This is a genomic window from Rhizobium sp. NXC24 (genome assembly GCF_002944315.1).
Taxonomy (GTDB): Bacteria; Pseudomonadota; Alphaproteobacteria; order Rhizobiales; family Rhizobiaceae; genus Rhizobium.
This window is the reverse complement of sequence record NZ_CP024311.1, coordinates 2,499,885-2,513,683: the sequence shown is the minus strand read 5'-3', so window position 1 is coordinate 2,513,683 and position 13,799 is coordinate 2,499,885. Positions and strand designations below refer to the sequence as shown.

Here is a 13,799-nt window from a genome sequence, read left to right as displayed (position 1 = left end):
TTATCTTAGCGGTAAGACGTGTCCTTAGCGCAATTTTTGTTCAGCGCAAACGTCTAAGACGCAAGAAACCGGCAACCCTGCCGCAATCGCTGATTTGAGGGCGAATGAGGTCGCATTTGCAATTTAAGCTAGCGTTTATCCAGCAAAGTCTTGACCAGAATCTCGTTCTCGTAAATGTCTTACTTTCGCTCTGGTTGAGGGCTGGGGAGAATAGATTTCATGCAGAAAAAATTAATTGCGGAGTTTCTTGGAACATTTTGGCTGGTGTTTGGTGGCTGCGGAAGCGCAATCTTTGCGGCAGCTTTTCCGAGCCTCGGTATTGGCTTTCTCGGTGTTTCTTTCGCCTTTGGGTTGACCGTGCTCACCATGGCCTTTGCGGTCGGCGGTATATCGGGCGGCCATTTCAATCCGGCGGTGTCGGTCGGTCTTACCGTTGCCGGCCGCTTGCCCGGTTCGCAGCTCATTCCCTACATCATCGCTCAGGTCGTCGGCGCGATCGCTGCCGCGGCTGTGCTTTACCTGATCGCAAGCGGCAAGGTTGATTTCCAGCTCGGCGGTTTTGCGGCCAATGGTTATGGCGAGCATTCTCCGGGCGGCTATTCGCTGGTATCGGCGCTGGTTGCCGAAATCGTGCTGACTCTCTTCTTCCTGATCGTGATTCTCGGTTCGACCAGCAGCAGGGTGCCGGCTGGGTTCGCACCGATTGCCATTGGCCTTGCACTGACGCTGATCCATCTGATCTCGATCCCGATCACCAATACGTCGGTCAATCCGGCCCGTTCCACCGGTCAGGCTCTGTTCGTCGGCGGCTGGGCGCTGCAGCAGCTTTGGCTGTTCTGGGTGGCCCCGATCGTCGGTGGCGCGCTGGGCGGACTCATCTGGAAACTGATCGACGATCGTGACTGATTCAGGGTTGCAATAAGCCTTATGAAGGCCCGCGCCGGAGACCTCGGCGCGGGCCTATTTGTTTAAAAATTTCTAAAAGTGGATATTCAAACATAGCAACTCCATGATTCTAATGGCAGAATTCTTCAACTCGATTTGATTCGGAAAAATTGACTTCGGCGAAAGCGGTCGAAAGTTAACGAAAGTAAACGCTTCATTAACCTTAATGTTGTTCTAATGGAGCATGCAAAGACGTCGCGAGAATCGCTGCTCGGCGCATCGAGCAAACGTCGATTGAAGGTGTGAATTGGGGGTATTGATGGGTGGCAAGCATGTGGCTGTCCTTTTGGGCGGATTTTCCTCGGAGAGGCCGGTTAGCCTGTCTTCGGGAAAAGCATGTGCTGACGCCCTCGAGTTGGAAGGCTTTCAAATCACGCGTGTCGATGTGGAGCGCGATGTGTCCGCGCGCCTTGCAGATCTGAAGCCCGATGTCGTTTTCAATGCTTTGCATGGCCCGTTCGGCGAGGACGGCACCATTCAGGGTATCCTTGAATATCTGCAGATCCCTTACACGCATTCCGGCGTGCTGGCCTCGGCGCTCGCCATGGACAAGTCGCGCGCCAAGAAGGTGGCTGATGGCGCCGGCATTCCTGTGGCCGATTCGCGTGTGATGAACCGTTTCGCCATTACCGGCGAGCATCCGATGAGGCCGCCCTACGTTGTGAAGCCGGTGCGTGAAGGTTCGAGCTTCGGTGTCGTGATCGTCAAGGAAGATCAAACGCATCCACCGCAGATCATTACCTCTTCCGAGTGGCGTTACGGCGACGAAGTGTTGGTCGAGCGCTACATCTACGGCCGGGAGCTGACGTGCGGCGTCATGGGCGATACGGCGCTCGGCGTCACTGAGATCGTGCCGCAGGGCCATAGCTTCTACGACTACGATTCCAAGTATGCGGAGGGTGGATCAAAACACGTCATCCCCGCCAGAATTTCACCGAATCTTTACCAAAAGATACAAACATTATCGTTAAGGGCGCATCAAGCTATCGGCTGCCGTGGCGTCAGTCGATCTGACTTCCGTTATGACGATCGCTTTTCCGAAGAGGGCGAGCTTATCTGGCTGGAAATCAATACCCAGCCGGGCATGACGCCTACCTCGCTGGTGCCCGAAATGGCCGCTCACGCCGGCTACTCTTTTGGTGAATTTCTCCGGTGGATGGTGGAGGACGCGTCTTGTTTGCGCTGACGGTCAAAAATATGAGGCGGTCCCGCCATCGCGTCCCGCTCGCGATCGACGATGTCGAGGATGCGTTTGTGTTGCCGCGCCCGCTGCGTCGTGCCGTGCGTTTCCTCGTGAGCCTTGGTTCCGGACGCGTCAATATTCCGGCTCATACGGGCACGGTTTCCGCTCTCGCTCTGTTCGCTGCGACCGGCCTCTATGGCATGTCGATCGGTGGCCATACGCAGGATGTTGCCCAGGCGACGACGTCGGCTGCTGGCTTTGCCATCGAAGATGTGAAGGTTTCCGGCAACGATCAGACTTCGGAAATCGAAATCCTGCAGCTTCTCGGTCTCGACGGCACGACGTCGCTGGTGGCGCTCAATGTCGATGCGGCTCGTCAGAAGATTGCGAGCCTGCCTTGGGTGCAGGGCGTCGAAGTCCGTAAGGTCTATCCGAAGACGGTCGAAGTGAAGCTCACGGAGCGCAAGGCTTATGCCATCTGGCAGCACGGCTCCGAACTCTCGCTGATCCAGAAGGACGGCAGCGTGATTGCCCCGTTGCGCGACAACAAGTTCGCCAAGCTACCGCTTTTCGTCGGTCGCGATGCCGAAACGGCTGCGGCGTCCATCGATGACGAGTTTGCCAACTGGCCGGATGTTCGCAGCCATGTGAAGGCATTCGTGCGCGTCGCCGGTCGCCGTTGGGATCTCTACCTCGACAATGGCGTGATCATCAAATTGCCGGAAGACAATATCGATGGTGCGCTCGCTCGGCTCACCAAGCTCGACAAGGACGAAAGCCTTCTGCAGCGTGATATCGCAGCCGTCGACCTTCGCCTTGACGACCGTACCGCCATTGAATTGACCCCGGACGCAGCACTTCGCCGCCAGGCGGCGTTGGATGTCAGAACCAAGGCTTTGAAGAAAGCAGGGCAGGATACATGAGCTTATTCAGTTCGTCCCATTTCGGTCTGCCGCGCCTGAAGCCGCTGTCCTCCAAGCGGTCGCACATCGTATCCGTCCTCGACATCGGCTCGACGAAGGTCGTCTGCATGATCGGCCGGCTGACGCCGCGTGAGGAAAGCCAGGTTCTGCCGAACCGCACGCATAATATCGAGATCATTGGCATCGGCCATCAGCGTTCGCGCGGCATCAAGACCGGTGTCATCGCCGATCTCGATGCGCTGGAAAATGTCGTCCGTCTCTCGGTCGACGCCGCCGAACGCATGGCCGGGCTAACCGTAGACAGCCTGATCGTCAATGTTTCGGCCGGTCGCCTTGGCAGCGACATCTACACCGCCACCATCGATCTGGGCGGCCAGGAAGTCGAAGCAAACGATCTGAAGAAGGTGCTTGCCGCCGCCTGCCAGCAGTCGCTCCGTCAGGAACGCGCCGTGCTGCATTCGCTGGCAACCGGCTACTCGCTCGACGGCGAACGCGGTATCCGCGATCCGCTCGCAATGTTCGGTGATGCCTTGGGTGTCGACATGCATGTGGTCACGGCGGAGCGCGCTGCGCTTCGCAACCTCGAACTCTGCATCAACCGGGCGCATCTTTCTGTCGAGGGCATGGTGGCAACACCCTATGCCAGCGGTCTTGCCGCTCTCGTCGATGATGAAGTCGAGCTCGGTTGCGCCGCGATCGACATGGGCGGCGGCACGACGACGATCTCGGTCTTTGCCGAAGGCAAGCTGGTGCACACCGACGCCGTCAGCCTCGGCGGCCATCATGTCACCACCGACCTTGCCCGCGGTCTTTCGACCCGTATCGAGGATGCCGAGCGGCTGAAGGTGGTTCATGCTTCCGCGCTCGCGAATTCTTCGGAAGAGCGCGAACTGATTTCCATCCCGCCGATCGGCGAGGATGAACGCGACCAGCCGACGCAGGTGCCGAAGGCGCTGGTGTCGCGCATCGTCAAGGCGCGCATCGAGGAGACGCTGGAACTGATCCGCGATCGTATCCAGCGCTCCGGTTTCAGCCCGATCGTTGGCAAGCGTGTCGTACTCACGGGCGGAGCCAGCCAGTTGACCGGCTTGCCGGATGTGGCGCGCCGCATTCTTGCCCGCAATGTCCGCATCGGCCGCCCGATGGGCGTATCCGGCTTGCCGACAGCGGCCAAGGGGCCTGCCTTTTCGACGGCGGTCGGACTGATGATCTATCCGCAGGTTGCGGACATGGAGACACATGCGGCGGGCAGCGGTCTGCTCTCGTCGCTTGGGGGTAACAACAGCCGTATCGGCCGCGTTGGCCAATGGCTGAAGGAGAGTTTTTGAGTGCCTGATCCCGGATCGCGGCAAGCGCTTTCCGGGCAGGGGTCAGGCAAGTGAAATATAGTGAATTGGCCGGCGTGGCGATGCGGCCATAAAGAGAAGGAACGGGTACCATGACTATCAAGCTGCATAAGCCAGATATCACCGAGCTGAAGCCGCGGATCACCGTGTTCGGTGTCGGTGGTGGTGGCGGCAATGCCGTCAACAACATGATCACGGCAGGTTTGCAGGGCGTCGATTTCGTCGTCGCCAATACGGACGCGCAGGCTTTGACGATGACGAAGGCGGAGCGGATCATCCAGCTCGGCGTCAATGTCACCGAAGGCCTCGGCGCCGGTTCGCAGCCGGAAGTTGGCCGCGCGGCTGCTGAAGAGTGCATCGACGAGATCATCGATCACCTGAACGGTACCCACATGTGCTTCGTCACCGCCGGCATGGGCGGCGGCACTGGCACGGGTGCTGCGCCGGTCGTCGCACAGGCCGCCCGCAACAAGGGCATTCTGACCGTCGGCGTCGTCACCAAGCCGTTCCATTTCGAAGGCGGCCGCCGCATGCGGCTTGCTGAAATGGGCATCCAGGAACTGCAGAAGTCGGTCGACACGCTGATCGTCATTCCGAACCAGAACCTGTTCCGTATCGCCAACGACAAGACGACCTTCGCGGACGCGTTCTCGATGGCCGACCAGGTTCTCTATTCGGGCGTTGCCTGCATCACCGACCTGATGGTGAAGGAAGGTCTCATCAACCTCGACTTCGCTGACGTCCGTTCGGTCATGCGCGAAATGGGCCGCGCCATGATGGGCACCGGCGAGGCTTCCGGCCAGGGCCGCGCAATGCAGGCTGCAGAAGCTGCCATTGCCAACCCGCTGCTCGACGAAACCTCGATGAAGGGTGCGCAGGGCCTGCTGATCTCCATCACTGGCGGCCGCGACCTTACCCTGTTCGAAGTCGACGAAGCTGCGACCCGCATCCGCGAAGAAGTCGATCCGGACGCCAACATCATCCTCGGCGCCACGTTCGATGAATCGCTGGAAGGCATCATCCGCGTTTCCGTCGTTGCGACCGGCATCGATCGCGCGATGAACGAAGCCGCCGACAAGGCCATGGAATTCCGTCCGGTCGCAAAGCCGGCTGTCCGTCCCTCCGCGGCCGTTGCTCCGGCAGCGGCCGCAGCTCAGCCTGCCCATGTCGCGCAGGCACCGAAGGCCGCCGTCGATCCGATCGCGCAGACCATCCGTATGGCGGAAGCCGAAATGGAGCGTGAACTGGAAATCCAGATGAGCCGCCAGCAGCAGCCGGTAATGCAGCAGCAGCCGGTCGCTCAGGAGGAGAGCTTCCGTCCTCAGAGCCGCATCTTCGCAGCACCGGAGGCACAGCCCGTCCGTCAGGCTCCGCTTCAGCAGCAGCCGGCCCCGGCCATGCATCAGCAGCCTGCGATGCAGCATCAGCCGGCCCCCATGCAGATGCAGCAGCCGGTACGCCAGGAGCCGATCATCCGGCAGGCTCCGGAGCAGGTCCGCATGCCGAAAGTCGAGGATTTCCCTCCGGTCGTTAAGGCCGAGATGGAGCATCGTGCTCAGCCGGTCGCCGCTCAGGCTACCGAGGAGCGCGGCCCGATGGGCTTGCTGAAGCGAATCACCAATTCGCTCGGCCGCCGCGACGAGGACCCGGCTTTCAACGATATGACGGCTTCGGCTCCGAGTGCCGCTTCGCAGCAGCGCCGTCCTCTGTCGCCGGAAGCAAGCCTCTATGCTCCGCGCCGTGGCCAGCTCGACGAACAGGGCCGCCAGGTTCCGCAGGCGCGGATGGCAAGCCAGGAAGACGACCAGCTCGAAATCCCGGCCTTCCTGCGCCGGCAATCGAACTGATCCGGTGTAGGGCATCCTTTTAATAGGATACTAACCATGTTTATCGAATCCGGGGCTCACGAGCCCCGGATTTCTTTATTTTCGGCCTCTCTTTAATTCTAAAATTACCTAGCAAATTCAATCGTCTGGTTTCGTAACAAAGCGAAAGAAACAGTGATTTGGAATGCGGTGCCCTCGCGCGTATTTAGGTAGCAAGCGAGCCAGCGGAATCGCATCCAGCAATGATTGCATGTGAATTCGCGGAATAGGTAACAGACTGAACCAGCGATGAGGGCAGGATCCAAAGATGACCGCCCGGTCTGGGACAGATAGACGAAGGCAGATTTTATATGGCAATCGGATTGCTGGGTTTTCAGACCACCATTGCAAGCCCTGTGACACTTTCGGGTATCGGCGTTCATTCTGGCGCCAATGTGTCGATTACGCTCTATCCAGCCGAAGCCGGTACCGGCGTCATCTTCCAGCGCATGCATGACAATGGCGATGTGACAGAGCTGCGCGCCGTTTCCTCGCAGGTTGGCAACACCGATCTTTGCACAGTTCTCGGCTTCTCGCCGGCGCGTTCCGTCGCGACGGTCGAGCACGTCATGGCGGCGATCTATGCGATCGGCCTCGACAATGTCATCGTCGAAGTTTCCGGTGCGGAAATGCCGATCATGGATGGCAGCTCCTATCCCTTCATCGAAGCGATCGAGCAGGTTGGTATCGTCTCGCTCGGCGTCAAGCGCCGCTATATTCGTGTGACCAAGCCGGTGCGAATCGAAGCCGGCGGTTCCTGGTGCGAGTTCCGGCCTTATGACGGCACGCGCTTCGAAGTCGAGATCGATTTCGAATGCCCGTTGATCGGCCGGCAGAAGTGGGAAGGCGATCTGACAGCCAAGACCTTCAAGGCCGAGCTGTCGCGTGCGCGCACCTTCGGCTTCATGCGCGATGTCGAGCGTCTCTGGGCTTCGGGCCATGCGCTCGGCTCCTCGCTGGAAAATTCTGTCGTCATCTCCGACGACAACACGGTGATCAATGTCGAAGGCTTGCGCTATGCCAAGGACGAATTCGTCCGTCACAAGGCGCTGGATGCCGTCGGCGATCTGGCGCTGGCTGGCGCGCAGTTCATCGGCTGCTACCGCTCCTATCGCGGCGGCCATCGCATGAATGCCAATGCGCTGAAGGCATTGCTCAGCGATCCCACGGCTTACGATGTCGTCGAGACTTCCGCACCGCGCCAGCGCGCGCATAGCCGCGAGTTCGTCGCCGTCAATGCTCCCGAATTCGCCCCCTGGTCTGCGTGACCTCCAGGAACCCAGGTGGCAGAGTCGCCGCTCCCGAAAGGGGGCGGCTCTTTTTTTGACGCGAGATTCGTCAGGGATGCTTTCAAAGCCGGTCAAAGCGTTGCGTTCGGACAATCAGAAAGCGGAATCTCTTGTCAATACAGCAGTTAAAGCCTGCCATCGCGCAGTCTTTGCCACAAAAATGCGTTAATGCATCATCATTGCGTTGCCCTGATGGTGCTTTTGCGGCTAGAAACGCCAGCGAGAGAGAACGCCGTTTCCGCAACAACGGCTAGTGGGACAGTCATCCGATGGGTTTTGCAGGGTCTGAAAGCATGAAGATTACAGCACGGGCTCTGCTCGTATCGCTTCTCCTGGCCGGTACCGGTGCGGTGGTAACGGGTTGTAACACGGACAAGGACATCGACATCACCAAGCTCGGTGTCGAGAGCGATCCGCCGGAAGCTCTCTACAATCAGGGCCTGGCCAATATCAAAGCCGGCAATATGACGGAAGCCGGCAAGAAATTCGACGCCATCAACAAGCAGCAGCCCTTCTCCGAATGGGCGCGCAAGGCGCTGGTAATGAGCACCTTCGTCAAATATCGCACCGGCCAATATGATGACGCCGTCCAGACGGGCAACAGCTACCTAAAGCAGTATCCCGGCTCCGAGGATGCCGACTATGTTCAGTATCTCGTCGGTGCGTCCTATGCCAAGCAGATCGTCGACGTGACGCAGGATCAGCGCGCCGCGCAGCAGACGATCGAGGCGATGTCCAAGCTCGTCAGCACCTATCCCAACTCGCAATATGTCAGCGACGCACAGGCGAAGATCCGCTTTGCCCGTGACCAGCTCGCCGGCAAGGAAATGCAGGTCGGCCGCTACTATCTCGAGCGTAAGGACTACCTCGCAGCCATCGCGCGCTTCCGTATCGTCGTTGAGCAATATCCGACGACGAACCAGATCGAAGAGGCGTTGGCGCGCCTGGTCGAAGCCTACTACGCCATGGGCATCGTTCCGGAAGCGCAGACAGCAGCCGCCGTTCTCGGCCACAACTATCCGGACAGCCGCTGGTACGCAGATTCCTACAAGCTTCTGAAGACCAGTGGCGTCGAGCCGCGTGAAAGCGAAGGCTCCTGGATTTCAAGGGCCGGCAAGAAACTTCTTCTTGGGACGTGAGATTGAGCGCACATGCTGGTCCAGCTTTCGATCCGCGATATCGTTCTGATCGAGCGGCTGGATCTCGCCTTCGAGACCGGGCTTTCGGTGTTAACCGGCGAGACGGGCGCGGGCAAATCCATTCTGCTTGACAGTCTGTCGCTGGCCCTTGGCGGGCGCGGCGATGGCGATCTCGTGCGTCATGGCGAGGATCGCGGCCAGGTGACTGCGGTATTCGACGTCGGCATGCAGCACGCTGCCCGCAAGCTTTTGCGCGAAAATGGCATCGACGATGATGGCGACCTGATTTTCCGCCGTGTCCAGTCCGCCGACGGCCGCACCAAGGCCTTCGTCAACGACCAGGCGCTTAGCGTTCAGTTGATGCGCCAAGTGGGTCAGCTTCTTGTCGAAATTCATGGACAGCATGACGATCGCGCTCTGGTCGATACCGACGCGCATCGCATGCTGCTCGACGCCTTCGCGGGCATTGCCGAGGAAACCCAAGCTGTGGGGCGGCTCTACAAGATCTGGCGCGATACCGAGCGGACGCTGAGGAAACAGCGGGAGCAGGTGGAAAATGCGGCACGCGAAGCCGATTATCTGCGTGCTTCCGTCGAGGAGCTGGAGAAGCTGGCGCCTCAGGATGGTGAAGAGGACGAGCTGGCTGAGCGTCGCTCGCGGATGATGAAGGCGGAGCGCATCGCCGGCGACATTTCGGAAGCTTCCGAGTTCCTGAACGGCAATGCCTCACCCGTGCCGCATATCGCCTCGCTGGTGCGACGGTTGGAACGCAAGAGCCACGAGGCGCCAGGCTTGTTGGAAGACACGGTGGCGCTGCTCGACGCGGCGCTGGATCAGCTCTCCAATGCGCAGATGGAAGTGGAAGCAGCACTCCGCAAGACCGAGTACGATCCAAGGGAGCTGGAGCGCGTCGAAGAGCGGCTGTTTGCGCTGCGTGCTGCCTCGCGCAAATATTCCGTGCCGGTGACCGGCTTGCCGGCGCTGGCTGAGAAGATGATCGCCGAGCTTGCCGATCTTGATGCCGGCGAAGAGAGACTGGCGCGGCTGGATGCGGAGCTTGCCGCTGCCAAGGCTGATTATGATGCTGCCGCGCTCAGCCTTTCGGCCAGGCGCCATCACGCCGGCGAGGCGCTTGCCGCGGCTGTCATGGCTGAGCTGCCGGCGCTCAAGCTGGAGCGGGCGCGCTTCATGGTGGAAATCACCACCGATGCCGATGAGGCGACGGCCGAGGGCATCGATATCATCGAATTCCATGTGCAGACCAATCCGGGGACGCGGCCGGGACCGATCATGAAGGTGGCCTCCGGTGGCGAGCTTTCTCGTTTTCTGCTCGCGCTGAAGGTGGCGCTTGCCGATCGCGGCTCGGCGCCGACCCTAGTCTTCGACGAAATCGACACCGGTGTCGGCGGCGCAGTGGCGGATGCCATCGGTCAGCGGCTGAAGCGCCTTTCCGAGCGTGTGCAGGTGCTCTCCGTCACCCATGCGCCTCAGGTCGCGGCGCGCGCCGCAACGCATCTGCTGATCTCCAAGGGGCCGGTCTCCGACGGTTCGGAGAAGATCTCCACCCGTGTCGCCACCATGGCTCCCAAGGACCGCACCGAGGAAATCGCCCGTATGCTCGCCGGCGCTTCGGTGACGGAGGAGGCGAGGGCGGCCGCCAAGCGGTTGTTGGCGGGCAATGGCTGATCGCTGAACGCAAACCGTCGTCGGGTTTTCCGGTCTTATCTATCAGATGCCCGGGATGCCCTTTTTGGCCTGAAGCGAACGATGGGGAGCACGAGGCTCAATCAGCTAGCCCGTGCCATTGCGCAAAAGCGGGACTTGGCATTTAGGATCAATCATATCCTCTGCGGATCCGAGGGATTTGTTTGCTCCGATTATTCTCGCCAGAATATAGAAGCCATGTTGCCCGTCCGGTAATGTGGCGCCAAAGACGCCAACGACCACATTTTTCATATTCGAGCGGGCTCCCTCAACACCGTCTGCGACAAGCTTCAACGGGTTCAAATTTGAGAGGTCATCGGCCGTATGGAACGTTGCCCACCAACCGGCGTTGGTCCTCAATTTTGTAAACCGGCCGCTTCCAATCTCTGCGGTGTGGGTCTTCAGCAGGGCACGAAAGCGCGGTGTCTCGCACCCCATGTGGATATGAAACCGATCTTGCGTGCGCCAACTGGCAGCGTTTATCGCTAGCGCAAAATCCTGTGGCGAAACCTTTGATGTGCGCAGGCCGATCGCGGCTGATCGCTCTCTCCATGCCGCGTCGAAATAGTTCGGCGCTCCCGCGGTCAGAAGGCGGGGGTCTTCGATGCCGGGCACATCGGCGAGGGGCGCAAGAATGGTTCGCTCTTTTTCGGTCGGCTCGCGAAGAACGGCGTAGGAAGATAGCGGATCCTGCGCCTGGACTATTTTAAGGCACGGATACGGCGATCCTGTCAGGACGGAGTTAACTTCGCAGGCTCTAACGACCAACCCCAAAGCAGAGCGGCTGACGAATGAGCTCATGATGATGACTGCGATAATGAGAGAAATAGAGAGAGCGACAGGACGAAGGTTCACGCGTGATTCCGAATATTTGCTAACGAGCCCATCATTTCCGAAGATCTGGCTCTCATAATTCCTTACCTTAAATCGCCTGCGACAGACGCGGAAGAACCACTTACCTCAATAATTCGGCGCAGATTTCCGTTACGGCTGTCGGACACTGATATTTTCAGAATCTTTGTCTGGCAAAGCCGGAAATAGGGAATTTGTAACACCGCGAATGACCGCTTGTCGCGGAAAGTTGTCGTGAACGCCACTTTCGCGGTTGTCGGCTTCCAGATTTTTCTCTTTGTTCTTACGTGTTCCGAACGGAAAACCGCTTCGCACTTTTCCGGGAAGTGCTCTAAAACATCTCCGAAATCGGGGAGTGCGAATCCATGAGCAGCGAACAAAAGCCCGTCGAAGATTTGACCGAAGAAGAGGCGGCCGCTGCGCTTGCCTATCTGGCTGCCGAAATAGCGCGCAATGACGCGCTTTACCACGGCCAGGATGCGCCGGAGATTTCGGATGCGGAATATGATGGGCTGAAGCGGCGCAACGATGCCATCGAAATACGTTTCCCAGCACTAATTCGCGCTGACAGCCCATCGCGGCGGGTGGGTGCTGCGCCATCGGAAACCTTTGCGCCTGTCGTGCATGCAAGACCGATGCTCTCGCTCGACAACACCTTCTCTCAGGAAGACGTGCAGGATTTCGTCGCCGGCGTCTATCGCTTCCTCGGCAGGCTGCCCGATCAGTCGATCGCCTTTACCGCCGAGCCGAAGATCGACGGGCTTTCCATGTCGATTCGCTATGAGAACGGCCGGATGGTGAACGCTGCGACGCGTGGCGACGGGACGACCGGCGAAAATGTCACCGCCAATATCCGCACCATCAAGGAAATCCCGCAAACCTTGCCGGCCGGCTCGCCCGCGATCGTCGAAGTGCGCGGCGAAGTCTATATGGCCAAGAGCGATTTCCTGGCGCTGAACGCGCAGATGGAAGCGGAGGGGAAACAGACCTATGTCAATCCGCGCAATACCGCCGCCGGCTCGCTGCGCCAGCTCGACCCGAAGATCACGGCCAGCCGCAAGCTGAAATTCTTCGCCTATGCCTGGGGAGAGATATCGGACATGCCGGCCGATACGCAATTCGGCATGGTGCAGACATTCGCGAAATGGGGTTTTCCGGTCAATCCGCTGATGAAGCGGCTGAATTCGGTCGCCGATATCCTCATGCATTATGATGAGATCGGCCTTCAGCGTCCGGACCTCGATTATGATATTGACGGCGTTGTCTATAAGGTTGACAGCCTGGAGTTGCAGGCTCGCCTCGGATTCCGCTCGCGCTCGCCACGTTGGGCGACGGCGCATAAGTTCCCGGCGGAGCAGGCCTTCACCCGACTGATGGGCATCGACATACAGGTCGGCCGCACGGGAGCATTGACGCCAGTTGCGCGACTGGAGCCCATCACCGTCGGCGGCGTCGTGGTGACCAATGCGACGCTGCACAATGCCGATTACATCAAGGGCATCGGCAACAAGGGCGAGCCGATTCGCGATGGCCGCGACATCCGCGTCGGCGACATGGTGATCGTGCAGCGCGCCGGCGATGTCATTCCGCAGATCGTCGACGTCGTGATGGAGAAGCGGGAAGCGTCGAGCGCTCCTTACGAATTTCCCAAAGTGTGTCCGGTCTGCGGCAGCCATGCGGTGCGCGACATCAATGAGAAAACCGGCAAGGTCGATGCGGTGACGCGCTGCACCGGCGGCTTCATCTGCCGGGCTCAGGCCACGGAGCATTTGAAGCATTTCGTGTCGCGCAATGCCTTCGACATCGAGGGCTTGGGTTCGAAGCAGATCGATTTCTTCTTCGAGAACGAGGATCCGGCGCTGCAGGTGCGCACTGCGCCCGATATCTTCACCTTGGAAAAGCGCCAGCAGTCTTCGCTTGCCAAGCTGGAGAATATCGAAGGCTTCGGTAAGGTCAGCGTTTCCAAGCTCTATGCAGCCATCAACGAGCGGCGGGATATCGCTCTGCACCGCTTCATCTTCGCGCTCGGCATTCGCCATGTCGGCGAAACGACGGCGAAGCTTCTGGCACGCTCCTATGGCACCTACGAAGCCTTCGAGGTGGCGATGAAGGAGGCGGCGCCCCTTGCGGGAGACGCCTGGAACGACCTCAACAATATCGAGGGGATCGGCGAAGTTTTGGCCCGCGCCATCGTCGAATTCTACAAGGAACCGCGCAACATCGCGGTGATATCGCGGCTGCTTGAAGAGGTGCGGCCGCAAGAGGCGGAACGGCCGACCACATCGGGCAGCCCCGTCGTCGGCAAGACGGTGGTCTTTACCGGTTCTCTCGAGAAGTTCACCCGCGACGAAGCCAAGGCCAAGGCTGAAAGTCTCGGCGCCAAGGTTTCCGGCTCGGTTTCGAAAAAGACCGACATCGTCGTCGCCGGACCGGGCGCTGGTTCGAAGCTGGACAAGGCGCGAGAATTCAATGTGCAGGTCATGACCGAGGATGAGTGGCTGGGGTTGATCGGGGGGTGATCGACGGCGGCGGATCAAAGGATCGCCGCCCGTC

General features: G+C 59.5%; 10 protein-coding genes. 9 read left to right on the top strand and 1 reads right to left on the bottom strand.

Annotation, left to right across the window (positions count from 1 at the left end):
* Positions 1-219 precede the first annotated feature (219 nt).
* From aqpZ to recN, 8 genes are all read left to right on the top strand, one after another.
* A complete protein-coding gene (aqpZ, locus tag NXC24_RS12385) occupies positions 220-906 on the top strand; it encodes an aquaporin Z (protein WP_104823559.1) in 687 nt (228 codons plus the stop codon).
* A gap of 298 nt (positions 907-1,204) precedes the next feature.
* Positions 1,205-2,131, top strand: coding sequence for a D-alanine--D-alanine ligase (locus NXC24_RS12380; protein ID WP_104823558.1), 927 nt, complete (start codon positions 1,205-1,207; stop codon positions 2,129-2,131).
* 11 nt (positions 2,132-2,142) lie between these two features.
* Positions 2,143-3,051, top strand: a complete 909-nt coding sequence (locus NXC24_RS12375; RefSeq protein WP_199773576.1) for a cell division protein FtsQ/DivIB — start codon at positions 2,143-2,145, stop codon at positions 3,049-3,051.
* Entirely contained in the window at positions 3,048-4,379 is a 1,332-nt protein-coding gene (ftsA, locus tag NXC24_RS12370) for a cell division protein FtsA (protein WP_104823556.1), read from the top strand. The genes NXC24_RS12375 and ftsA overlap by 4 nt, the downstream gene beginning before the upstream one ends.
* Positions 4,380-4,489: 110 nt before the next feature.
* On the top strand, positions 4,490-6,244 hold the full coding sequence (gene ftsZ, locus NXC24_RS12365) for a cell division protein FtsZ (RefSeq protein ID WP_104823555.1): 1,755 nt from the start codon (positions 4,490-4,492) through the stop codon (positions 6,242-6,244).
* A gap of 329 nt (positions 6,245-6,573) precedes the next feature.
* Positions 6,574-7,530, top strand: coding sequence for a UDP-3-O-acyl-N-acetylglucosamine deacetylase (lpxC, locus tag NXC24_RS12360; protein ID WP_104823554.1), 957 nt, complete (start codon positions 6,574-6,576; stop codon positions 7,528-7,530).
* Between the two features lie 290 nt (positions 7,531-7,820).
* Entirely contained in the window at positions 7,821-8,690 is an 870-nt protein-coding gene (locus NXC24_RS12355) for an outer membrane protein assembly factor BamD (protein WP_199773476.1), read from the top strand.
* 12 nt (positions 8,691-8,702) lie between these two features.
* Positions 8,703-10,376 (top strand): DNA repair protein RecN, encoded by a 1,674-nt coding sequence (gene recN, locus NXC24_RS12350; RefSeq protein ID WP_104823552.1) that lies wholly within the window; start codon positions 8,703-8,705, stop codon positions 10,374-10,376.
* A gap of 105 nt (positions 10,377-10,481) precedes the next feature.
* On the opposite strand, the gene NXC24_RS12345 is transcribed toward recN, so the two are convergent.
* Complete coding sequence (locus tag NXC24_RS12345; RefSeq protein WP_245463850.1) at positions 10,482-11,249, bottom strand: CDP-diacylglycerol diphosphatase; 768 nt, start codon at positions 11,247-11,249, stop codon at positions 10,482-10,484.
* 362 nt (positions 11,250-11,611) lie between these two features.
* Between NXC24_RS12345 and ligA the strand changes: the two genes are divergently transcribed.
* A complete protein-coding gene (gene ligA / locus NXC24_RS12340; protein WP_104823551.1) occupies positions 11,612-13,765 on the top strand; it encodes an NAD-dependent DNA ligase LigA in 2,154 nt (717 codons plus the stop codon).
* The last annotated feature ends 34 nt before the right edge of the window (positions 13,766-13,799 follow it).

Coding starts and splice junctions, on each gene's coding strand:
- aqpZ (WP_104823559.1), top strand. CDS start 220: ATGCAGAAAAAATTAATTGCGGAGTTTCTTGGAACATTTTGGCTGGTG.
- NXC24_RS12380 (WP_104823558.1), top strand. CDS start 1,205: ATGGGTGGCAAGCATGTGGCTGTCCTTTTGGGCGGATTTTCCTCGGAG.
- NXC24_RS12375 (WP_199773576.1), top strand. CDS start 2,143: ATGAGGCGGTCCCGCCATCGCGTCCCGCTCGCGATCGACGATGTCGAG.
- ftsA (WP_104823556.1), top strand. CDS start 3,048: ATGAGCTTATTCAGTTCGTCCCATTTCGGTCTGCCGCGCCTGAAGCCG.
- ftsZ (WP_104823555.1), top strand. CDS start 4,490: ATGACTATCAAGCTGCATAAGCCAGATATCACCGAGCTGAAGCCGCGG.
- lpxC (WP_104823554.1), top strand. CDS start 6,574: ATGGCAATCGGATTGCTGGGTTTTCAGACCACCATTGCAAGCCCTGTG.
- NXC24_RS12355 (WP_199773476.1), top strand. CDS start 7,821: ATGGGTTTTGCAGGGTCTGAAAGCATGAAGATTACAGCACGGGCTCTG.
- recN (WP_104823552.1), top strand. CDS start 8,703: ATGCTGGTCCAGCTTTCGATCCGCGATATCGTTCTGATCGAGCGGCTG.
- ligA (WP_104823551.1), top strand. CDS start 11,612: ATGAGCAGCGAACAAAAGCCCGTCGAAGATTTGACCGAAGAAGAGGCG.